This window comes from Acinetobacter sp. FY731, from assembly GCF_059515905.1.
The window spans coordinates 113,671-135,006 of the sequence record NZ_JCAKNB010000003.1; the positions used below are offsets into that span (position 1 = coordinate 113,671).

Below are 21,336 nucleotides of genomic sequence, written 5' to 3' on the forward strand. Positions count from 1 at the left end.
TAAGCAGGGTTTTTTTTAGAATCATTTGGGTAGATTAACCACCAAATTGGTTCATTGTGTTTTTAGCATCATCATGTGCTTTAAGTGCGTTGTCACCAGAGAAGATTTCTTTGTGATCATCACCGATGTCTGAACCTGCCATTGCTTGGTGTTTAACACAAGCGATACCACCGCGGATTTCTTTACGCTGTACACCAGCAACATAAGCCAACATACCTTCAGTACCGAAGTAACCTTGAGCAAGCTCATGAGTAGAAAGTGCAGCTGTGTGGTAAGTTGGAAGTGTGATCAAGTGATGGAACACACCCGCTTCACGAGAAGCATCTGCTTGGAATGTACGTACTTTTTCATCAGCATCAGCAGCTAATTCAGTTGCATCGTACTCAGCGCTCATTAATTTAGCACGGTCGTAAGCAGAAACGTCTTTACCTTCAGCAACCCAACGGTCGTAAGCTTGTTGACGGAAGTTTAACGTCCAGTTGAATGATGGAGAGTTGTTATAAACAAGTTTCGCATTTGGAACTGTTTCTTTAACACGGTTTACCATGTGAGCAATTTCATCAACGTTTGGAGTCGCAGTTTCGATCCAAAGAAGGTCAGCACCGTTTTGTAAGCTAGACACACAGTCAAGTACAACGCGGTCAATTTGAGTGCCTTCACGGAATTGGTACAAGCCAGAAGCTAAACGCTTAGGACGATGTAATTTACCGTTACGTTTGATAAGAATTTCGTCTTCTTGAGCATCAGCAATGTCAATTTCAACTGTGTCTAAGTAGCTGATGTATTGAGAAGCAATGTCACCTGGCTCTTTAACTACTGGGATTTTTTGAGTTAAATCAGCGCCTTCAGAGTCAGTACGTGCAACGATAATACCGTCATCAAGACCCATTTCTAAGAATGCATAACGTAATGCATGGATTTTAGCGATGAAGTCTTCGTGTGGAACAGTTACTTTACCAGCTTGGTGACCACATTGTTTCGCGTCAGATACTTGGTTTTCGATTTGAAGTGCACAAGCACCCGCTTCGATCATTTTTTTAGCAAGTAAGTAAGTTGCTTCTTCGTTACCGAAACCAGCATCGATATCTGCAATAATTGGCACAACGTGAGTTTGGAAACCATCGATTTGTGCAGTGATTTCAGCAGCTTTAGCAGTATCACCAGCTTCTTGCGCTTTTTTAAGCGAACGGAAAAGATCGTTTAATTCTTTAGCGTCAGCTTGACGTAAGAATGTGTAGATTTCTTCGATTAGAGCAGGAACTGAAGTTTTTTCGTGCATAGATTGGTCTGGTAAAGGACCGAATTCAGAGCGAAGTGCAGCAACCATCCAGCCAGAAAGGTAGATATAACGGCGTTCAGTTGTACCGAAGTATTTTTTGTTCGCAATCATTTTTTGTTGTGCAATGAAACCATGCCAGCAACCTAATGATTGAGTGTATTTGCTAGAGTCAGCATCATAAGCAGCCATATCACGACGCATAATTGCAGCTGTGTATTTCGCGATATCTAAACCAGTTTTAAAACGGTTTTGTAATTGCATACGCGCAGCATCTTCAGGAGAGATGTCTGCCCAAGTGTTACCGAATTTTGCTTTTAATTCGCGGATTGCATCAATCGCTGTTTGATATGTAGTCATGATATTTTACCCTGTATATAATTTTAGGATTTTTCAACTGAAATCTAAACTCGCTTTTAAGCTGTTTATTTTTCAATCGCTTTATTGCTATGAATACAGATTAGATTGACTGAAAAAATTAATCCAATATTATCCGAGAATCTTCGCTATTTATTTAAAAAATACATAGATTAAAGTCTAAATATAATCACACCAAAAACACATAAATATATGTATTTATTAAACATTTATTATTCCACAATTGCCTTTATTTTAAACAAATTGCCTATTTTTTAATTATTCGACTTAAGTCTGCCCTCTATATTAAATGTGAAAAATTGACTTTTTTGACAACACAATTTGCATTAAATGCCATTTTTAGATGCTGATTATTATTTCTTGTTTTAAGACATTCATTTTCAAAATAAATACTTCTTCAATTTTTATATTTAATCGTTCTCTATTATTTGATTCTGCCTTTTTACAATAAAATGTATCTAAAAAATATGGCTTCAATATTCTATAAAACAAATACAAATCTCTATTTATAGATCATTAATCCGTTGTTTTTTCCATCATATTTTCTACACAAGCCTTGCTCCTTATGGCATAATCATAATAATTTCTTGATTTTATCTTCGGTATTTCTTGTATGAATCTAGAGCGGGTAGATCTTAATCTTCTTATTTATCTTGATGTACTATTACGCGAAAAAAATGTAACTCGTGCTGCAGAACAATTGGGTGTTACTCAACCTGCTATGAGTAATATTTTACGTAGATTACGCAATTTATTTAACGATCCTCTACTCATTCGCTCATCTGAAGGAATGACGCCAACCGAACGTGCGTTAGAACTTCAGCCACGTATTCGTGATGCCTTGTCTGACTTATCGATGATTTTGGAACCTCGTACGGAGTTCCGTCCTTATACATCGAATCGTGTTTTTCGCATCATGACTTCAGATTATGCCGAAGCAACACTAGTTCCCCGCCTAGTAAAAGCTTTACGTTCTGAAGCTCCCAATGTCGTGCTCGACTTTTTAACACCAAGTGATGTGTCTTATCGTGACATGGAACAAGGCAAAGTCGATTTAGCCATTAATAGATTTAATGAAATTCCTCAAAGTTTCCATCAAGTTTTAGTTTGGCGTGATAGCTTCTCTTGCTTATTAAATCAAAAGCACCCTGCTGCAACCAATCTAAACTTAAAAAGCTATTTAGATGCACAACATATTTGGGTGTCTAAAACAGGTATGGGCGTTGGCTTTGGTGTGAATCCTGAAAAACAAGCTGGCTTAGGCTGGATTGATCAAGCCTTAGAGCGTATTGGTCAAAAGCGTAAAATTTCAGTATTTACACGTCATTATCAAATGCCTGCTCTTTTAGCTTCAAATGTAGACTTAATTGCAACTTTGCCTACTCGTATTGCAAGCTTACAATCGAATAGTCAAAACTTATTAATTAAAGATCCTCCTTTTTATATTCCCGAATTTGAATTAAAAATGGCATGGTGTCCTTTACTTCATCATCATCCTGCACATCGTTGGTTACGCCAGCTGATATTATATGTTGCTCGCCAAATGATCGAAGAAGAGAATCGTGAGTTTTTATTAAATAACACTCAAAATTCTACATATTAATTTTTTATTTATAAGTTCTTATTTATTAAGATTATCCTTTATGAACCTGAGTTAATATTTTTATATGAGCTCAGGTTAAATTATGTTAAAAATATTCATAATAATGATGATCCACAGGTGGATTCGTGAACCTTTTTCAGAATATCGTAATCATCGTCATACTTATTACAGGTGCTGGCTTTCTTGCCTTGACTGAAATCGCACTTGCTGGTGCGCGAAAAGTTAAACTAAAAATTCTAGCTGAAGCTGGAGATTCTCGTGCTCAACGAGTACTTGATCTACAAGCAAACTCAGCCGATTTTTTTGCAGCCTCTCAAATTGGTTTAAATGCTGTCGCAATTCTTGGTGGTATTCTAGGTGAAGGGGCATTTCGTCCTTATATTTTAGAATTTGTTACTCGCTTCTATTCTGGCCCTTGGGCTGAAAGTATCAGCTTTACGCTTTCTTTCACTTTAGTGACATCATTATTTATTTTATTTGCAGATTTAATGCCAAAACGCTTAGCAATGATTGCACCTGAAAAAATTGCTGTTGCGGTTATTGATCCAATTCAAATCTTTATTAAAGTTTGCAAACCCCTTGCTTGGTTAATCAATATGATTGCCAATATGCTATTCCGCTTATTTAAAGTGAATACCACACGTGATGACAACATTACTTTTGATGATATTTCAGCAGTAATGGACGCAGGTGCTCAAGCAGGCGTATTACAAAAACAAGAACATCACTTCATTGAAAACGTATTTGAACTTGAAGAGCGTAACGTCCCTTCAAGTATGACTACACGTGAAAACGTCGTTTTCTTTACATTAAAAGAATCTGAAGAAAGTATTCGTCAAAAACTTGCTGAATTTCCCTATTCTAAATTTTTAGTATGTAGTGAAAACATTGATGATGTGATTGGTTATGTAGATGCAAAAGATATTCTTGTTCGTATCCTCAATAATCAATCTTTATTACAACTGAACGAAAATACCATTCGTAATGTTCTCACTATTCCAGACACTTTAACGCTATCAGAATTACTTGACCGTTTCCGCTCAAGTAAAGAAAAGTTTGCTGTAGTGATTAATGAATATGCGCTTGTTGTAGGTGTTATTACACTTTCCGACATTATGATTACCGTAATGGGCGATTGGGTTACACCTATTGAAGCCGAACAGCAAATTATTAAACGTGATGAAAATTCATGGTTAATTGATGGGAGCACACCCATTGAAGACATTAAACATGCACTTGAAATCGATGAAATGCCAGATGATGAAAACTATGAAACGCTTGCTGGCTTTATGATGTATAGCTTACGAAAAATTCCTCGCCCTGCCGATTTTGTATCTTATGCAGGTTTCAAATTTGAAGTTGTAGATGTAGATCACTTTAAAATTGACCAACTATTGGTAACGCGTTTAAACGAAAATCCAGAGCCAACTTTAGAAGAATCAGATTAATCTGATTCTTCTTTTTTCAGAATTAAACAATTTAAACTTTATCTTTGCAAATACATTCTGAAAATTAAATTCAGCAATAAATACTGTATATCACTTTTTAAATTACATTCTATTACTTTTATTTACACCTACTCACACTTTATATTCTAATTTACTCCATCTTTTCTTTTTAATGACCCTCAACTCTTTGCCCTATAAGCAACACACCAAAAAATACCAAAAAAATCACATTACAAAAAGTAAATATAAAACCAATCACCATTTTACTTATGCTTTATGACGAACAAATAACAAAATTTTTACCAACAATATAATTCAAAGGATTGAAAATAATGCTAACCATACTTGGGTTAAGTATGATTATGTGCTTCATGTACTTAATCATGTCTAGACGCCTAACTCCACTTGTTGCCCTTACATTAATTCCCGTTTTATTTGCACTAATTGCATACGGTCTAAGCTTTTTTGTTGATGGACTAGATAATATCCAAATCAATGAAATTGGTGAAATGATGCTAGAAGGCGTCAAAAAACTTGCACCAACAGGTGTCATGTTACTTTTCGCGATTCTATATTTTGCAATCATGATTGACACAGGTTTATTTGACCCTTCTGTAAAATGGATTTTACGCCTTGTAAAAGGTGATCCATTAAAAGTGGTCATGGGTACCATTACATTAACCTTAATAGTGTCTTTAGATGGTGATGGTTCTACCACCTACATGATCTGTGTCGCTGCCATGCTACCTTTATATAAGCGCTTAGGTATGAGTCCACTTATCATGGCATGTTTAATGATGCTTGCCAGCGGTATTATGAATTTAACACCTTGGGGTGGCCCTACTGCTCGTGCAGCAAGTGCACTACATGTAGACCCAAGTGATGTCTTTGTTCCAATGATTCTGCCAATGATTTGTTCAATTTTCTGGCTATATTTCGTTGGCTTCATGTATGGTCGTATGGAGCGTAAACGCTTAGGTATTGTGGAATTAGATGTTAGTCATGGTGACTCTATTCGTATTTCAACTAACCCTGAAGCAAACCGTGCACATTTACGTTGGTTCAATACTCTATTAACTGTTGCACTAATGGCATCATTAATTTATGGCATTTTACCAATGTCTATTCTGTTCATGATTGCACTCAGTATTGCACTTGTTGTGAACTATAAAGACATCGACATGCAAAAAGCTCTCATTGCTAACCATGCAGGTAGTGCATTAAATGTTGTAGGTATTATTTTTGCTGCAGGTATTTTTACTGGTATTTTGGCAGGCACAGGTATGGTCGATGCCATGTCTAAAGAGTTGGTCTCAATTATTCCAGATAGCATGGGACCATTCCTAGCTCCAATTACTGCCATTATTAGTATGCCATTAACCTTCTTTATGTCGAATGATGCGTTTTACTATGGCGTACTCCCTGTTCTTTCAGAAGCAGCTATTCATTATGGTATTAGTCCTGTAGAAATGGCTCGTGCTTCTATTGTAGGGCAACCCGTACACCTATTATCGCCTCTTGTTCCATCTACTTACTTACTTGTTGGCTTAGCAGGAATTGAGTTTGGTGCACATCAAAAGTTCACCATTAAATGGGCAATTATTACTTGTTTAGTTATGCTTGCTGCTGCACTTATATTTGGTGTATTCCCACTATATTCAACACTTGGTTAATACATTGAACATAAAAAAAGCACCCTCAGGTGCTTTTTTTATTGCTATTCAACGCAGCAAAATTATTTACTTAACAAAGCATCTAAAACTGCTTGATAGTGAATTGTAATATCATCTTCTAAAATTGTATAAGCATTGTCAAACTGAACCATTGGCCAGCCTTCTTTCCAAAATGGGAAAATATTGTGCAAATCGTGAGTCACAATTGCATCTTCACGCACAATAGCTTGAGCAACTTGCGACAACACTTGTGCTGTTTCCGCACCATCAATTGCTAAATAGTCAATTCCACGTACTTTCAAAATACGAATACGGTCTTTTTTATAACGAATTTTTTTCGCCTGACCTTCGTTTAAACCTAAAGCCAAAGTTACCGCTTCAACAAAACGTTCTTCAAATGCTGTATGTAATGCTACAAGCGCTTGTTTATGTGCTTCTTGACGACCTACTTTACCGCCATTACGAATAATCTCTTTTGCTTCTGTATTGAGCTCATCGTTTTTCATGGATTGTAAAATATCTACAATTTCGATATCGCTTAAAGATTCAGGAGATTGGTCAGTCATGAAATGCCTTTGGACTAATAAATAGATAAAGTCGTATTTTCGCATAAATCATCATGGAAATATATCTTCAAACCTATACCGCATCTTTTCATTTAATTTTACCAATAAAAAACCACCGCAAATACGGTGGTTTTTTTGATTGAAGATTAAAATAATTTGAAATCTAAAATTTATAGAACTTCGACAACCACTTTACCAATATGCTCACCAGTATCCATACATGCATGTGCATCTTGAATTTGATCGAACTTAAATGTTTTATAAATCATAGGTAAACATTCACCTTTTGCCCAAAGTGGTGCAACATGTTGCTTTAAACCTTGAGCAATTTCAGCTTTTTCTTCGGTATTACGTGCACGCATTGTTGAACCTGTAATGGTCAAGCGCTTCATCATAATTTGCCCAAGCTTCACATCTTTAGCTTTTGCACCGCCTAAAAATGCAATATAAACCAAACGACCATCACGGCGTAAAAGGTTTAAATTTTGTGCTAAATATGGTGCACCTACAATATCTAAAATAACATCAACACCATGCTCATTATTTGCTTCATTAATCACTTGCTCAAAATCTTGAGTTTTGTAGTTAATGGCTGTAGTGATTTCTGAAAGTGCTTTTACTTTTTCGTCTGAACCCACAGTTGCAAATGTTTTCATACCTAAGGCATTACATAGCATAAGTGCCGTTGTACCAATACCACTTGTACCGCCATGAATAAGCACAGTCTCACCTGCTTTGGCTTTACCCATTTGGAATACATTTGCCCAAACTGTAAAAAAGGTTTCAGGAATGGCAGTTGCTTGAACATAACTTATATTGTCGGGAATGTTTAAAGTTTGGCTTTCAGGTACAACACAATATTCTGCATAACCACCACCATTTGTCAGACCACAAACTTTATCACCCACTTTAAATAAAGTGACATCAGCACCAACGGCAACAATTTCACCAGCCACTTCTAACCCAGGTACAGGTGTAACGCCTTTCGGCATTGGATATAAACCTTGGCGTTGTAAAATATCAGGACGATTAATACCAAAAGCATGAACTTTAACAAGTACTTCATCTGCTTTAGCTGTTGGAATTGCTACAGTTTCATAGGCAAGTTTATCTACACCGCCTGGTTCTGTAATAATGACTTGTTGCATGCTTGCTTGAGACATATTCTTTCCCTAATTCACTTATTTCATTCGTTCATCTAACGCTATTTGAACATAGATATATATTCAAATGAAGTCTATTCTCACTATGGTCTAGCACTTATTATTTTGACCAATTTAAACATTGCACAGCACTTTAAAATTAATGAGATATCTTTTGTGAATTTTCACAAGAAGCTTTCATTTTTTCATGTTCATTTGGCGGCATGGGTGCTGTCATCATCGACCTATATTGCATACATTCTAGTGTTTCTACATTTTGTTCTTTCTGTACTACGGTGGCGCATGAAGCTAAGCCTATACAACTTCCAACAATTAAATATTTCATTCGTATATCACGTTCAGAATAGTTTTAACCCCATTATGAACCACCATGAATAGATCATTTGTTGCTTAAATTTTACAACTTACTTTTATCAATAAAATTAAATAAAAACTTTCGAACCAAAGGTAAAACCACCAAAATGAGTGGAAATGCCAATAACCATGACATGACCCAAGCATGCATCCATATTGATAAAAAATTATCTGGCAAGCCAATGTTTCGAATCATGTTGTAGCATGAAATTGCGCCACTCATAATACATGAAAGTATTAATGGCATAAGCCATGTCATGTGTTTGGGGTGAAATTTTGGGAGATTATTTGTCATATTTAACCTATTCAGTGGGTTTATTCAGCAGTCTTAATGGTTTGCTTCATACTTTGCATAAATTCAATAAATTGCGGTAAAAATGCTTTAAACAGTGGATGTTGTTTATTTTCCAATAGCGTTTCACCAAATAGCTTTAGCCCTAGCGCAAATGCTTTGGCTTTTTCATCTTCTAGCAAATTACCTTTTTGAATATGTTCTAAAACTTTAAACAAATCGTCATGGTTATAGGCTGTAAATTGCAATGCTTCTGTATAGGTAGATGGATTACCTTGTGCATCTTCAATGTGTTTTACGGTAATTTCATATTTGTGCTGTTTCATCGTTCCTCCTATAAATCTGCAATATCTTTTGCTGATTTTTCAATAATTTTTGCTATTTTTGCTATTTGATTAGCATTCAAATCTGTGTGCAAAATTTTGGTTTTTAATGATGCTTTTATTTGATCCATTGCATTTTTAATAGCAATGAATTGCTCATTATTTTGAATTTGGTTTCGGGTATTTAAACGCAACAGTATTTTTTCTATTTTTGGTTTTTGCGCTTGTAGGTGTTCTATACCTTTTGAGTTGATGTGATATTGCTTTCGATCATCTTCACTTAAATGAACTTCTGTATAGCCTTGTTCTTCTAAGTAGTTAATGGTTGGGCAAATTGTGCCTGTGCTTGGTTTGTAGTTTCCACCGACTAAGTTTGCAACGTCTTTGATGATGTCGTAGCTGAATTTGGGTTGCTGTGAAATAAAATAAAGTACCAATAGTTTCATTTCACCTGTTTCAAACAAGCGCTTTCTTGGCTTTGAAGTGCTATCAATATCTGCAATAATTTCTGATTTAGACATAGTAAAGATATATCTTAAAATTAATCAAGATATATCTTATCACACCAAAGAATGCATGTATTATAAATTTTAGAATTTAGTAATTACTTCTTTGGGTTAAAAGTTAAATTCACCCAAAAATGTCTTATTAAATAAGAATTTCCATTAGTTTCATGCTCATGATTGGTATCAAAATATAGACACCTTTCCGGTATTTCCATACAATTAATAACTATTCTTTCTATACCAGATAACAAATAATCTCGCCATGCTTTTAAGGCAGTTTTAGCATTTTTACCTTTATTCTGATGATAAACAATCACTCCACCATGGTAGCCATACTTATTACAACGGCTATATCTTGTAGTTAATTGTTGAAATCCACCATAAGTATTTACATTACCTTTTTGGAGTTTAGCTTCACCAAACCATGTAAAAGGTAAATCACTGACATTAATATCTACATGTCCATTTGCATTTCCATCATGAGTAACTGTATACCCTCTATTTTGTAGTCCATTTACAATAAAAGTCGTAATTAAATCTTCTCCTTGTTCATGTAATATAGCTGCTTGATACTCCAAAGAATGTAATTGTTCTTCTAAATCCTCATAAAATTGAGCTATATATAATTCATAATTTCTATCCATTCGCGCTCTTTTTCGCATTAAAATACTTTTTTCCAATGGATTTGATGGATCAAATTTTTCAACAAGATCTAGCATATAAATCCCCTACCAACTCATCGGATAAGCAAAAAAAAGTAGTTATCATAGCCCAATATTCTTTGCTCGAAATTTCGTATCCAGTAAAAGGATTTATAAATTTTTCATTAATTATACAATTAGTAACTTCCTCAAAGTCGATTAAAATAGAATCTTCACTTTCAAAATCATGAGCTTCAAACTTCTCTAACAGTACATTGACTCTTTCATCAATCATTAATCCCAGAAACAATTTGAATTTTTCATCAGACATATCTTCACAAGAAATTTTCTTTAAACGTGAATAAGTTAGGTAAATAAGGTTTTCTGGCTTTTTTTTATTTAAAATAAAATTAATAAGATTATTATAATAAGCACAGAAAACTCGATTAGATTCTTTATCCGAAGTTTCTAATCGAGAATCCAACCTCTGTATGTATTTATCTCTAATTTCTTGATTACCCATTATTTTATCTTCTTAAATAACTAATTTAATTATTTTTATTAGTATCTCATTAAAAGATTTCAAAGTGTTTTCATGAATTGTAAGGTTAGTTAATATTGGCGTAGGCAATGATAGAATATACCAACTTCCTTTTAAAATAACTTCTTTATAATCCTCTTCAGTTTTCGTTCCATAAGATTTCTTTATATCATATGGTTCAATATCTGTAGATGCACTACCAGCTGTATGATATTCTCCTTCTCTTACATCTTTACCAGCCTTCGCTATCTCTCGATGTGAAACCCCTTCATCAGTCTTAAAGGCAAGCTCTTTAACAAATCCATGTTTTTCATCATAAAGTTTATGAATACAAGGAAATAAATTTATCCCCGTATCTTCTATTGTATGGCCTAATTTTGTTTCAGTTCTAATTAAATTAACCAAACCTGCTATTTTTTGACATAATTGATCAATTTGAAAATGATTCGCTAAATCAGCAGATAAAATTATATTACGATTTTTTTATCGATAATTATTGAATTAAAACTTGAAATTTCTATCTCTTTAAATGCAAATACTTTTTGATATCCACCATCCTTTAATTCATCTTTTAATGCACTTAAACCTAGATCAATTTTTGATGTTAATGTACTTATATCTTTAGAAATATAAAAATGTAAATCATCGAACTGAATCTTTTTAAATCCAAATTTAATTTCATTATTTATAATTGAATGATAATTATCATCAAATTTTTTATACTTCTTTTCGAGAGCCTCAAAAATACGATCAAAATTCTTTGGGTCAATATGAATTGACAAACACTTTTCTCTAAAAAGAATTGTTTTGATTAAATCTTTTTCAAATTCTGCAATAACATCATCAACTATTTTAGAGCCTACTTCTGAAGCACTAATAAAATTTATTTCTTTTTGTGTTTCCTCCCACATAGTTTTTGTTGAAAACATCCCTCCACTTCTCAATAAAGTATTTATACTTCCTTTTAAAGTATAGCCTCTATCCCTATAAAATATAATGCAACTTCTTATAAATTCCTTTTTTCATCAAAATTCATGTGTTTTTTCCAGTAATATCCCTAAAAATATATTATATGAACTTACATTAAAAAAAACCCACCTCACGGTGGGTTTTTTTTAAATCAATTCAGTCTTATAGACGAACCAACTCAACAATCTTTTCAGCAAGTTCTTCAACTGCATCAACAGCAAATGCCACATCTGTACCTTCAGCTACAGTTGTAATTACCGCAATACCCGTTTCACGTAAAAGCGCAACTTGAGTCGCGTCTAAACCTGCTTTCGCAATCGCAACTACACCTTGTTGAAGCAACAAATTCTCAAGCACTTGAGCATTTGCTAATGCAGCTTCAGAAACAGTAATAGACGCAGGCTTTTGACCTAAACGAGCAGCACGCGCTTCCGCAGTTACAGGGTTTGTATGAGCAGTCCATTCAACAGACTCTTCCACCATACCTGCACCAATCGTCACATTATTTAAACGATCAATGAAAATAAACGAACCTGTGTAACGACTATCTTGATAACGGTCAAATACAACAGGTGTATCAAACTCAACAGTAACATTCGCAATAGAGTTAAGCTCTAAGCTTTCTACTTTCGCCTTTTCAAGCGTGTTTACATTTGTACGGAAATTAATTGCAGTCACTTTCGCAGGAACAGTTTGCGTACCCACTTTCAAGTTATACAATTTACCAATTACAAGCGGTTGATCTGCCATCCAAACGACAGTTGCATTCACAGAACGTGAAATAAATGGCTCAGCCTGATCTGCACGAACTAAAACATTACCACGTGAAATATCAATTTCATCATTTAATGTAAGCGTAACAGCCCGACCTGCAACAGCACGCTCAAGGTTGCCATCGAAAGTTACAATTTCTTTTACAGTTGAAGATTTACCCGATGGTAAAGCAACAATCTTATCGCCAACAGACACATCACCTAGCGCAACAGTACCGCAGAAACCACGGAAGTCTAAGTTAGGACGGTTTACATATTGAACTGGAAAACGGAAATCTTGCTTCGCAGATGTACGGTTAATTTCAACAGATTCTAAAGAACCCATTAAAGTTTCACCTGTATACCAAGGCGTATTTGCAGATTTGTTTACCACGTTATCGCCATTCAACGCAGAAATAGGCGTAAAGATGATATTTGCAGGTTTACGATCACCTAACTGTGCAACAAAGGCTGCATATTCAGCTTGAATTTCATTGAAACGAGTTTCAGAAAATTCAACCAAATCCATTTTGTTAATCGCAACAATAATGTTCTTAATGCCTAACAAGCTTGCAATAAATGTATGACGACGTGTTTGTGTTTGAACACCGTAACGCGCATCAATTAAGATAATCGCAAGGTCACAAGTAGATGCACCTGTTGCCATGTTACGTGTGTATTGTTCGTGCCCTGGAGTATCGGCAATAATAAACTTACGCTTTTCTGTAGAGAAATAACGGTAAGCAACATCAATAGTAATACCTTGTTCACGCTCAGCTTGTAAACCATCTACAAGTAAAGCCAAATCAGGTGCATCACCTGTTGTGCCTACTTTTTTAGAGTCACGCGTAACTGCTTGCAATTGATCTTCATAAATCAATTTTGAATCGTAAAGTAAACGTCCAATTAAAGTCGATTTACCATCATCTACGTTACCGCAAGTTAAAAAACGCAATAAGTCTTTATTTTCGTGTTGTTTTAAATAACCCAAGATATCTTGGCTAATTAATTCTGATTGATGAGACATTGCTCAAACTCCACATATTCTTTTGAAATCGGTTTTTAATCCCCCTGTATCCCCCTTTAATAAAGGGGGAAATCTCCTCTCTTTTTTAAAGAGAGGTTGGGAGAGATTCTAGAAGTAACCCTCTTGTTTCTTCTTCTCCATCGAGCCTGCTTCATCATGGTCAATCATACGACCTTGACGTTCAGAACTTGTTGCCAAAAGCATTTCCTGAATAATTTCAGGCAATGTGTCAGCTTCAGACTCAACAGCACCAGTAAGTGGGTAACAACCCAACGTACGGAAACGTACCGATTTCATTTGTGGAACTTCACCTTCTTTTAAAGGCATACGTTCATCATCAACCATAATCAGTGTGCCACTACGTTCAACCACAGGACGTTCTGCAGCTAAATAAAGCGGTACTAATGGAATACTTTCCAAATAAATGTATTGCCAAATATCAAGCTCAGTCCAGTTTGACAATGGGAACACACGAATACTTTCGCCTTTGTTCACTTTACCGTTATAAAGATTCCAAAGTTCAGGACGTTGGTTTTTAGGATCCCAACGATGTTTAGAATCACGGAATGAATAAACACGTTCTTTTGCACGTGATTTTTCTTCATCACGACGTGCGCCACCAAAGGCAGCATCAAAACCGTATTTATCAAGCGCTTGTTTTAAGCCTTGAGTTTTCATGATGTCTGTATATTTAGAGCTACCGTGGTCGAATGGATTGATGCCTGCATCTTTCCCTTCTTTGTTTTGATGCACGATCAAATCAAAACCATGTTTTTTTGCCATGTTGTCACGGAAAGTAATCATGTCTTTGAACTTCCAACCTGTGTCTACATGCAGTAGCGGGAATGGAAGTTTTGCAGGATAGAATGCTTTCAGGGCTAAATGCAGCATGACTGCTGAATCTTTACCAATTGAGTAAAGCATAACTGGGTTTTCAAACTCAGCAGCTACTTCACGGATAATATGAATACTCTCAGCTTCAAGCTGTTTTAGATGAGTAAGTCTTTCCTCATTTAACGACATGGACAACACCAGCTTAGAAAAACGTGTACTTATGACACATATGAAATTTTATATTCATTATAGTGATTTAGTTATCCAAGCTATTGCTTGTTTTATGATATTAATATTCGAATTCATCATATAAAGCTTTATTGATATTGCTTATAAAATATAATTAATCAGATAGCTAAACTTAATTTATTTAAACTCAAATGCCTGATTTTTTGATCATATATTTAGAGCCAATTCAGACCCTTTTATTCTTAAAAACTCTTATTAATTGCTTCAATTTTTAGCTAAACATGCTTAAATTAAGTAAGTTTCATACAAGACTTATATTTATGCCGTATAGCCACTTTGACCTTGAATCATTAAAAAATCAACTAGAACAAGCAATGCTTGCAGGCTATATATATCAGCATCAACAACACATGTTGGTTTTACAAGAAGCATTAACGGAAGATGGTTCTGCATTGAATAACTTTGTTCAGCATGAACATACAACAGACCAAATTGGCATGCAATTTGGCTTACGACTTTCGGATAATCAGTGGCAATTTGTGATTGGTATTACGCATAGTAATCAGAATAAAAATTACGAAATTGGCGCAGGCAATTTAAAGGGAGATGAACGTGCCTTTAACTTACTTTATGCTTTTTATAATTTCCCTAAAGCTTTTTATACGGTAAGCATGCCTTTAGCATGCAATAGCCAACAGCTTTCAGAAGCAATTGAACAGCAACTTTTTCAGCAAGAAACCTTATCATTTCTTAATAGTGCAATCAAAATTAATCCAATGGGACAACACGTTGCTTGGATGAAAAACTTTATTATGCAACAAGCATTAGATATGAAAGTACGTATTCAAACTACTCTTTTATAATGACTTCACTGTATAAACTAAAATATAGATAAAATTTATTTCAAAAAAAACCCGCACTAGGCGGGTTTTTTACTCTTCACAACTTATGCATTTTTATGACGCATATGTGGGAACAAAATTACATCGCGGATACTTGGTGCATTAGCAAATAACATCACTAAACGATCAATACCAATACCTTGACCTGCTGTAGGAGGTAAACCGTACTCTAAAGCTTCAACAAAGTCTGCATCGTAATGCATTGCTTCATCATCACCTGCATCTTTTTCAGCAACTTGCGCTTGGAAACGCTCTGCTTGGTCAATTGGGTCATTTAACTCAGAGAAACCATTTGCAAGTTCACGACCACCAATGAAGAATTCAAAGCGGTCTGTAATATGCGGGTTGTCATCGTTACGACGAGCCAATGGAGAAGTTTCCGCTGGATATTCTGTAATGAATGTCGGTTGACGAAGCTGAGTTTCAACAGTTTCTTCAAATACGATTGTTTGAAGTTTACCTAAACCAAAACCAGGCTTCACTTGTTCTTTCAATTCATTCTTAACGAAATCAGCAAGGAAATCACGATCTGCCACATTTTCAGGTGTGAATTGTGGGTTGTGCTCAAGAATTGCATCAAACATTGAAATTTTCTTGAATGGACCTTTGAAGCTATACACTTCTTCGCCATAAGGAACATCTGTAGAACCTAAAATGTCGATTGCTAATTTTTCTAGCATTTTTTCAGTCAATTCCATCAAGTCTTTATAATCTGCATAAGCTTGATAGAATTCGATCATTGTAAATTCTGGGTTATGACGTGTCGATACACCTTCATTACGGAAGTTACGGTTAATTTCGAACACACGTTCAAAACCACCAACAACCAAGCGTTTTAAGTAAAGCTCAGGTGCAATACGTAAGAACAATGGCATATCTAAAGCATTATGATGTGTTTCAAATGGACGCGCAGATGCACCACCTGGAATAACATGCATCATTGGAGTTTCAACTTCCATGAAGCGTTCATTGGTTAAATATGCACGAATACCTGAAACTACTTTTGCACGAATTTCAAATGTTTTGCGTGTTTCTTCGTTTACGATTAAGTCCAAATAACGCTTACGATATTTAACTTCTGTATCTGTTAAACCGTGGAACTTATCTGGAAGTGGGCGCAATGATTTAGTTAATAATTCGAAATGTTCGATATGTACGTATAAATCGCCTTTACCAGAACGACCTACATAACCTTGAACTGCAATAATATCACCAAGGTCTAAACCTTTGATTGTTTCCAATACTTCAGGTGCAAGCTCTTTACGTGCAACATATAACTGGATACGACCTGTCATATCTTGAATAACCATGAATGAACCACGGTTTAACATCACACGACCTGCTACAGACACATAAACTTTTTCACCCGCTTCAATATCTTCTTTCGATACTTCTGCAAATTGGTCTTGTAAATCTTGTGCGTAATGTTCACGTTTAAACGTATTTGGCCAAGGGCTAACACCCGTTTCTTTTGCTTGTTCTTGGATTTGCTTTAACTTGGCATGACGCTGTGCAATTAAATCGTTTTCGGAAATAGTTTGTTCAGAAGTCGATTGAGCGTTATTTTGCGTCATCTCTGCCTCGTAGATTAGATAAGAAATAGAAGTGGCATAGCATAGCAGATTTACGAGATAATGAGCAGAGGGAAATACTGCAGATTTATAAAAATCTAGTAGATACAACAAAAAATTAGCTAGAAGTAATTTTTATCATTCAGTTGTACACAAAAAAATATCCGTTTTACGACATTAAATTAGCTGACAACTTAGACTAAAGGCTGAAAAATGAATACAACATAGACCAATATCTAACAGTTTTAAATACCCATATTGATTAACATTATTCTTAATCCTTTGTTGAAAAATCAAATTTTAATATTTTTGTTTTGTGAATAAAAAATAATGACGACCTATCTTTCTAAAATTTTGTTTTTCCATGGCTTGGACTCTTCAAGAGATTCAACAAAATTTCATGCAATTGATGCAGAGCAAAAATATTGTATTAATGTCGATTATCGAAATTTAAATTTTGAAACTGTTGCTCAGTTTTATCACGACATTATTGAAAAAATTAAACCCAATATTATTGTGGGTCATAGTTTAGGTGGTTATTGGGCTTTATTAATGTCATTTAAATACCAAATTCCATGTGTCATTGCTAACCCAAGTCTAAAACCAAATTTTCGTGATGATTACCCCCCTATTTCTGACAATATTTTGAATCATGACATTCAACAAATGGCGTATATTGAATTGGGTGATGAAGTTCTTGATATGCATGCAACGAAAGAGTTTTTAGAAAACTATATGCAAATCCAAAGTATTGAAGGCGGACACCATCGCCTCGCACAACCTGAACAAATAAATGATTTAATTTTAGAAATAGAAAAAACATTTAAATAAAAAAAGCCACAATGTATGTGGCTTTTTTAGTCAGAATAAATTAAAAAATTTATGCTGCTTCAGTTTCAGGCTTAGATTTATCATCTAAAACAGTCCAAATATCTAAACCTAAATCACCATGTAAATCTGGTAAATCTAAGAAAATACTTGCACCTAAAACATTATGATTACATTTTTCAGCAAGTTGTTTTACTGCTTTTAAAGTACCGCCAGTTGCAAGTACATCATCTACAATAATCACTTTTTGGCTTTCAATTTCAGCTGACATTTCTAAACGGTCTAAACCATACTCTAAGCTGTAACCCACACCAACTACAGGAGGTGGCAATTTACCTGCCTTACGAACCAAAATTAACCCTTTACCTGTACGCTGTGCAAGTAAGCTTGCAAGCACAAAGCCACGAGCTTCTACGGCAATAAAACTTTCAACTTCTTCAAGTTGTTTTGCTGGAATACTCGCAATAAGTGCATCAGTCAAAAGACTAATGTTATTCATAAATAATGGCGTAAGATCAAAGAAACAAATACCTGGTTTTGGAAAATCTTGGACCGTACGAATGTGTGACCACAAAGTTGTAGACTGATTACTCATGGGAGATATTTAAAAAAAATGAAGGGATAGTTGAATTTTACAGCTTATTTTAACTAAGGGCTAGCAAATTAGAGCTGTATTAATAATATACAAACACACAATAAATAACTAAATATTTGTTTTTATTGCTTTATTTTTTATATAAATATTAAATATAGATTAATCTAATTATAAAATACTTATTTTTCTCACAAAAATCTGTTCAACTTAAGTCTTAATTTGCGAATAATGCTCTATGTAAAACAATATGTTTCACTCACATACAAAATATATTATTCAATTCAGCTTCGTACTTAAGTACTCGATAATTTATGACAAGTTTTGCTCATTAACCACATTCATTTTAACAAATGCTCAATTAAAGAAAGATATTTACTTTACTTTATACATATAACTGCGTAAAAATTTACGTATATATGCACGCAGACCGTCATATAAATAGTATCTTGCCTTTTATAAGGATTTTCACTGATCCTCGTTAGATCGGTTTTGGAGAGTCAAATGAAGAAATATCAATGCATCGTATGTGGATGGATTTATGACGAAGCAGAAGGTTGCCCTCAAGACGGTATCGTTGCTGGTACTAAATGGGAAGATATTCCAGATGATTGGACGTGCCCTGACTGTGGCGTGTCTAAAGCAGATTTTGAAATGATTGAAATCTAAGTATCTGCATAAAAGACCAGAATCTGGTCTTTTTTATGCACTATTCCTTTTAACGTGGAGATTGTTATGCATCCTATCGTCATCATTGGTTCAGGCATGGCGGGTTATACCGTAGCTCGTGAGTTCCGTAAACTAAATACAGAACAAGAACTTGTTATGATTTGTGCCGATGACGCAGTAAATTATGCAAAACCAACGCTTTCAAACGCACTAGTAGGTAAAAAAGCACCTGAGCAAATTGCTTTAGGCGATGCAGAAAAAATGAGTGCTCAACTCAATATGCGCATTGAAAAAAATACGTGGGTAAAAAGCATAGATGCAGAGAATCACATTTTAAGCTTAGAAAAAGATGGCGTTGAATCTACATTAACTTATGCAAAACTTGTTTTAGCCGTTGGTGCAAATCCTATTCGCTTAGCCATTGCAGGTGATGCAAGTGATGACATTCATGTCGTAAATAATTTAAGTGATTACACCGAGTTCCGTAAGCAAATTGATCAAAATCACGATAAACGTGTTGTCATTTTAGGTGCGGGTTTAATTGGTTGTGAATTTGCCAATGATTTACAAAATACTGGACACAAAGTAACGGTTGTAGATTTAGCAACTCAACCACTCTGCCGCTTATTACCTGCACATGTCGCATCTGCTTTTAAACAAGGTTTAGAAGATACTGGCGTACATTTTGTATTAGGCACAACAGTTGAAAAAATTTCCAAAGCAGAAAACAACAGTTATGTTGTGACTTTAGCAAATGGACAATCTTTTGTTGCCGACGCTGTTCTTTCTGCAATTGGTTTACAACCCAATACAGCACTTGCTAAAGCTGCAGATATTACAACTGCGCGTGGCGTAGTAACAAATAGCTCACTTGAAACAAATCAAGTAGATATTTATGCCGTAGGTGACTGTGCAGAAGTAAACGGTACTTTACTGCCTTATGTTATGCCAATTATGCAACAAGCACGTGCTCTTGCTAAAACACTCAATGGTACACATACGGCTGTTCACTACCCTGCAATGCCTGTTGCAGTCAAAACACCTGCCGCACCACTTACTGTTTTAGCAGTTCCAAATGAGCTAGAAGTGACTTGGCAAACAGAAGAGTTAGATGATGGTATGATTGCAAAAGCCTTCGATTCATCGGAAACTTTACGTGGTTTTGTATTATTAGGTGCTACAGCTGGTAAACAACGTTTAACATTAACTAAACTTGTTCCAGACTTGATTCCTGCATCTGTTTAAGGTTTAAATGGCAAAGATGCCTACAAGCATCTTTGTTAGGAAAATAAAAATGAATAGTGCCCTAAAATTTCAGGACTCCCCTTACACCTCTTTTATGTCTGAAACTAAAGTAAATTTAGCCAATGGCATAGAACTTCATGTTGAAGTGGGTGGGAAAAAAGAAGATCCTGCTATTTTGCTTATTATGGGCTTAGGTGCACAATTACTATTTTGGCCTGATTTTTTTTGTAAATCACTTATTGATCAAGGCTTTCGTGTAATACGTTATGATAACCGAGATATAGGATTATCAAGTAAAATACGAAACAACGGACCAAAACTAAATACCATAAAAATGATGGGTCGCTTTTCTGTTGGCTTACAGAATCAAGGTGCACCGTACAGCTTATATGATATGGCTGAAGATGCAGCTTTATTAATTGATCAACTTGGTCTAGAAAAAGCACATATAATTGGCGCTTCTATGGGAGGAATGATTGCACAGATTCTTGCATCAAATTACCCTGAAAAAGTCCAAAGTCTAGGCTTACTCTTTACCAGTAACAATAAACCATTTTTACCTTTGCCTTATCCAAAACAACTATTTAGTTTAATTGGAAAACCAGAGTCTACAGATGAAAATGGTATTATTGATCATAGTATGCAATTACTCAAAACTATTGGATCACCAGGTTTTGTAAATCAACTTGAAGCAATGCAAACAGCTAAAAAACTATATCATCGGAGTTATTATCCTACGGGTGTACTTCAACAGTTTTTAGCAATATTATGTACAGGATCATTGTTACATTTAGATAAGCAGATTCAAAAACCGACCTTAGTCGTGCATGGTTCTTGTGATCGCTTATTACCTCCTGGACATGGTAAGGCTGTTGCAAAAGCAATACCTGGGGCTAAGTTTGAATTAATTGAAGGAATGGGGCATGATGTCCCTCCGCACTTTATTCCATATCTTAGCGGATTATTTGTACATCACTTTAAATCGAAAAATTAG

At 35.0% G+C, this 21,336-nt stretch carries 22 protein-coding genes; 8 read left to right on the forward strand and 14 right to left on the reverse strand.

Annotated features, from left to right (window positions below; genetic code table 11):
• Positions 1 to 34: 34 nt before the first annotated feature.
• A complete protein-coding gene (locus AC5YC8_RS04675; protein WP_496117158.1) occupies positions 35 to 1,636 on the reverse strand; it encodes an isocitrate lyase in 1,602 nt (533 codons plus the stop codon).
• A 631-nt stretch (positions 1,637 to 2,267) separates the two neighbouring features.
• On the opposite strand from AC5YC8_RS04675, the gene AC5YC8_RS04680 reads away from it, so the two are divergent.
• The 3 genes from AC5YC8_RS04680 to AC5YC8_RS04690 all read left to right on the forward strand — a co-directional run bounded on the left by AC5YC8_RS04680 (position 2,268) and on the right by AC5YC8_RS04690 (position 6,378).
• On the forward strand, positions 2,268 to 3,257 hold the full coding sequence (locus tag AC5YC8_RS04680; protein ID WP_496117160.1) for a LysR family transcriptional regulator: 990 nt from the start codon (positions 2,268 to 2,270) through the stop codon (positions 3,255 to 3,257).
• A 125-nt stretch (positions 3,258 to 3,382) separates the two neighbouring features.
• On the forward strand, positions 3,383 to 4,705 hold the full coding sequence (gene paeA / locus AC5YC8_RS04685; RefSeq protein WP_496117161.1) for a polyamine export protein PaeA: 1,323 nt from the start codon (positions 3,383 to 3,385) through the stop codon (positions 4,703 to 4,705).
• Between the two features lie 332 nt (positions 4,706 to 5,037).
• Positions 5,038 to 6,378, forward strand: coding sequence for a CitMHS family transporter (locus tag AC5YC8_RS04690; protein ID WP_496163731.1), 1,341 nt, complete (start codon positions 5,038 to 5,040; stop codon positions 6,376 to 6,378).
• Between the two features lie 62 nt (positions 6,379 to 6,440).
• Here the strand turns inward: AC5YC8_RS04690 and AC5YC8_RS04695 are convergent, their stop codons facing one another.
• The 11 genes from AC5YC8_RS04695 to cysD form a co-directional block, all read right to left on the reverse strand.
• Positions 6,441 to 6,944, reverse strand: coding sequence for a hypothetical protein (locus AC5YC8_RS04695; protein WP_496163732.1), 504 nt, complete (start codon positions 6,942 to 6,944; stop codon positions 6,441 to 6,443).
• Between the two features lie 170 nt (positions 6,945 to 7,114).
• Entirely contained in the window at positions 7,115 to 8,107 is a 993-nt protein-coding gene (locus AC5YC8_RS04700) for an NAD(P)H-quinone oxidoreductase (RefSeq protein WP_496163733.1), read from the reverse strand.
• A gap of 397 nt (positions 8,108 to 8,504) precedes the next feature.
• Positions 8,505 to 8,756 carry a DUF2798 domain-containing protein gene (locus AC5YC8_RS04705; protein ID WP_496163734.1) on the reverse strand — a complete coding sequence of 84 codons (252 nt, stop codon included), beginning with the start codon at positions 8,754 to 8,756 and terminating at the stop codon, positions 8,505 to 8,507.
• A gap of 20 nt (positions 8,757 to 8,776) precedes the next feature.
• Positions 8,777 to 9,079 (reverse strand): DUF3861 domain-containing protein, encoded by a 303-nt coding sequence (locus AC5YC8_RS04710; RefSeq protein ID WP_496163735.1) that lies wholly within the window; start codon positions 9,077 to 9,079, stop codon positions 8,777 to 8,779.
• Positions 9,080 to 9,087: 8 nt separating this feature from the next.
• Positions 9,088 to 9,597: a PadR family transcriptional regulator gene (locus AC5YC8_RS04715; RefSeq protein WP_496163736.1), complete on the reverse strand. Its 510-nt coding sequence runs from the start codon at positions 9,595 to 9,597 to the stop codon at positions 9,088 to 9,090.
• A gap of 83 nt (positions 9,598 to 9,680) precedes the next feature.
• Positions 9,681 to 10,301, reverse strand: coding sequence for a hypothetical protein (locus AC5YC8_RS04720; RefSeq protein WP_496163737.1), 621 nt, complete (start codon positions 10,299 to 10,301; stop codon positions 9,681 to 9,683).
• Positions 10,285 to 10,746 (reverse strand): hypothetical protein, encoded by a 462-nt coding sequence (locus tag AC5YC8_RS04725; RefSeq protein ID WP_496163738.1) that lies wholly within the window; start codon positions 10,744 to 10,746, stop codon positions 10,285 to 10,287. Before AC5YC8_RS04725 ends, AC5YC8_RS04720 begins: the two co-directional genes overlap by 17 nt.
• Before the next feature lie 12 nt (positions 10,747 to 10,758).
• On the reverse strand, positions 10,759 to 11,169 hold the full coding sequence (locus tag AC5YC8_RS04730) for a hypothetical protein (RefSeq protein WP_496163739.1): 411 nt from the start codon (positions 11,167 to 11,169) through the stop codon (positions 10,759 to 10,761).
• A 62-nt stretch (positions 11,170 to 11,231) separates the two neighbouring features.
• On the reverse strand, positions 11,232 to 11,693 hold the full coding sequence (locus AC5YC8_RS04735; protein WP_496163740.1) for a hypothetical protein: 462 nt from the start codon (positions 11,691 to 11,693) through the stop codon (positions 11,232 to 11,234).
• Between the two features lie 202 nt (positions 11,694 to 11,895).
• Positions 11,896 to 13,512, reverse strand: a complete 1,617-nt coding sequence (cysN, locus tag AC5YC8_RS04740) for a sulfate adenylyltransferase subunit CysN (protein ID WP_496163741.1) — start codon at positions 13,510 to 13,512, stop codon at positions 11,896 to 11,898.
• Between the two features lie 108 nt (positions 13,513 to 13,620).
• The gene (cysD, locus tag AC5YC8_RS04745) at positions 13,621 to 14,535 is read right to left on the reverse strand and encodes a sulfate adenylyltransferase subunit CysD (protein ID WP_496116407.1); all 915 of its coding nucleotides are present in this window, start codon (positions 14,533 to 14,535) and stop codon (positions 13,621 to 13,623) included.
• Positions 14,536 to 14,855: 320 nt separating this feature from the next.
• Here cysD and AC5YC8_RS04750 point away from each other — a divergent pair, with 320 nt between their 5' ends.
• Positions 14,856 to 15,398: a hypothetical protein gene (locus AC5YC8_RS04750; protein ID WP_496116408.1), complete on the forward strand. Its 543-nt coding sequence runs from the start codon at positions 14,856 to 14,858 to the stop codon at positions 15,396 to 15,398.
• A gap of 83 nt (positions 15,399 to 15,481) precedes the next feature.
• Here AC5YC8_RS04750 and lysS read toward each other — a convergent pair whose 3' ends face one another.
• Entirely contained in the window at positions 15,482 to 17,011 is a 1,530-nt protein-coding gene (lysS, locus tag AC5YC8_RS04755) for a lysine--tRNA ligase (protein ID WP_496116409.1), read from the reverse strand.
• A 327-nt stretch (positions 17,012 to 17,338) separates the two neighbouring features.
• On the opposite strand from lysS, the gene AC5YC8_RS04760 reads away from it, so the two are divergent.
• Positions 17,339 to 17,839, forward strand: coding sequence for a YqiA/YcfP family alpha/beta fold hydrolase (locus AC5YC8_RS04760; protein WP_496116410.1), 501 nt, complete (start codon positions 17,339 to 17,341; stop codon positions 17,837 to 17,839).
• A gap of 49 nt (positions 17,840 to 17,888) precedes the next feature.
• Here AC5YC8_RS04760 and AC5YC8_RS04765 read toward each other — a convergent pair whose 3' ends face one another.
• A complete protein-coding gene (locus tag AC5YC8_RS04765; RefSeq protein ID WP_496116412.1) occupies positions 17,889 to 18,431 on the reverse strand; it encodes an adenine phosphoribosyltransferase in 543 nt (180 codons plus the stop codon).
• 501 nt (positions 18,432 to 18,932) lie between these two features.
• On the opposite strand from AC5YC8_RS04765, the gene rubA reads away from it, so the two are divergent.
• The 3 genes from rubA (at position 18,933) to AC5YC8_RS04780 (ending at position 21,336) form a co-directional block, all read left to right on the forward strand.
• The gene (rubA, locus tag AC5YC8_RS04770) at positions 18,933 to 19,097 is read left to right on the forward strand and encodes a rubredoxin RubA (RefSeq protein ID WP_496116413.1); all 165 of its coding nucleotides are present in this window, start codon (positions 18,933 to 18,935) and stop codon (positions 19,095 to 19,097) included.
• Between the two features lie 66 nt (positions 19,098 to 19,163).
• Positions 19,164 to 20,342 (forward strand): NAD(P)/FAD-dependent oxidoreductase, encoded by a 1,179-nt coding sequence (locus tag AC5YC8_RS04775; protein WP_496163742.1) that lies wholly within the window; start codon positions 19,164 to 19,166, stop codon positions 20,340 to 20,342.
• A gap of 49 nt (positions 20,343 to 20,391) precedes the next feature.
• Complete coding sequence (locus tag AC5YC8_RS04780) at positions 20,392 to 21,336, forward strand: alpha/beta fold hydrolase (RefSeq protein WP_496116415.1); 945 nt, start codon at positions 20,392 to 20,394, stop codon at positions 21,334 to 21,336.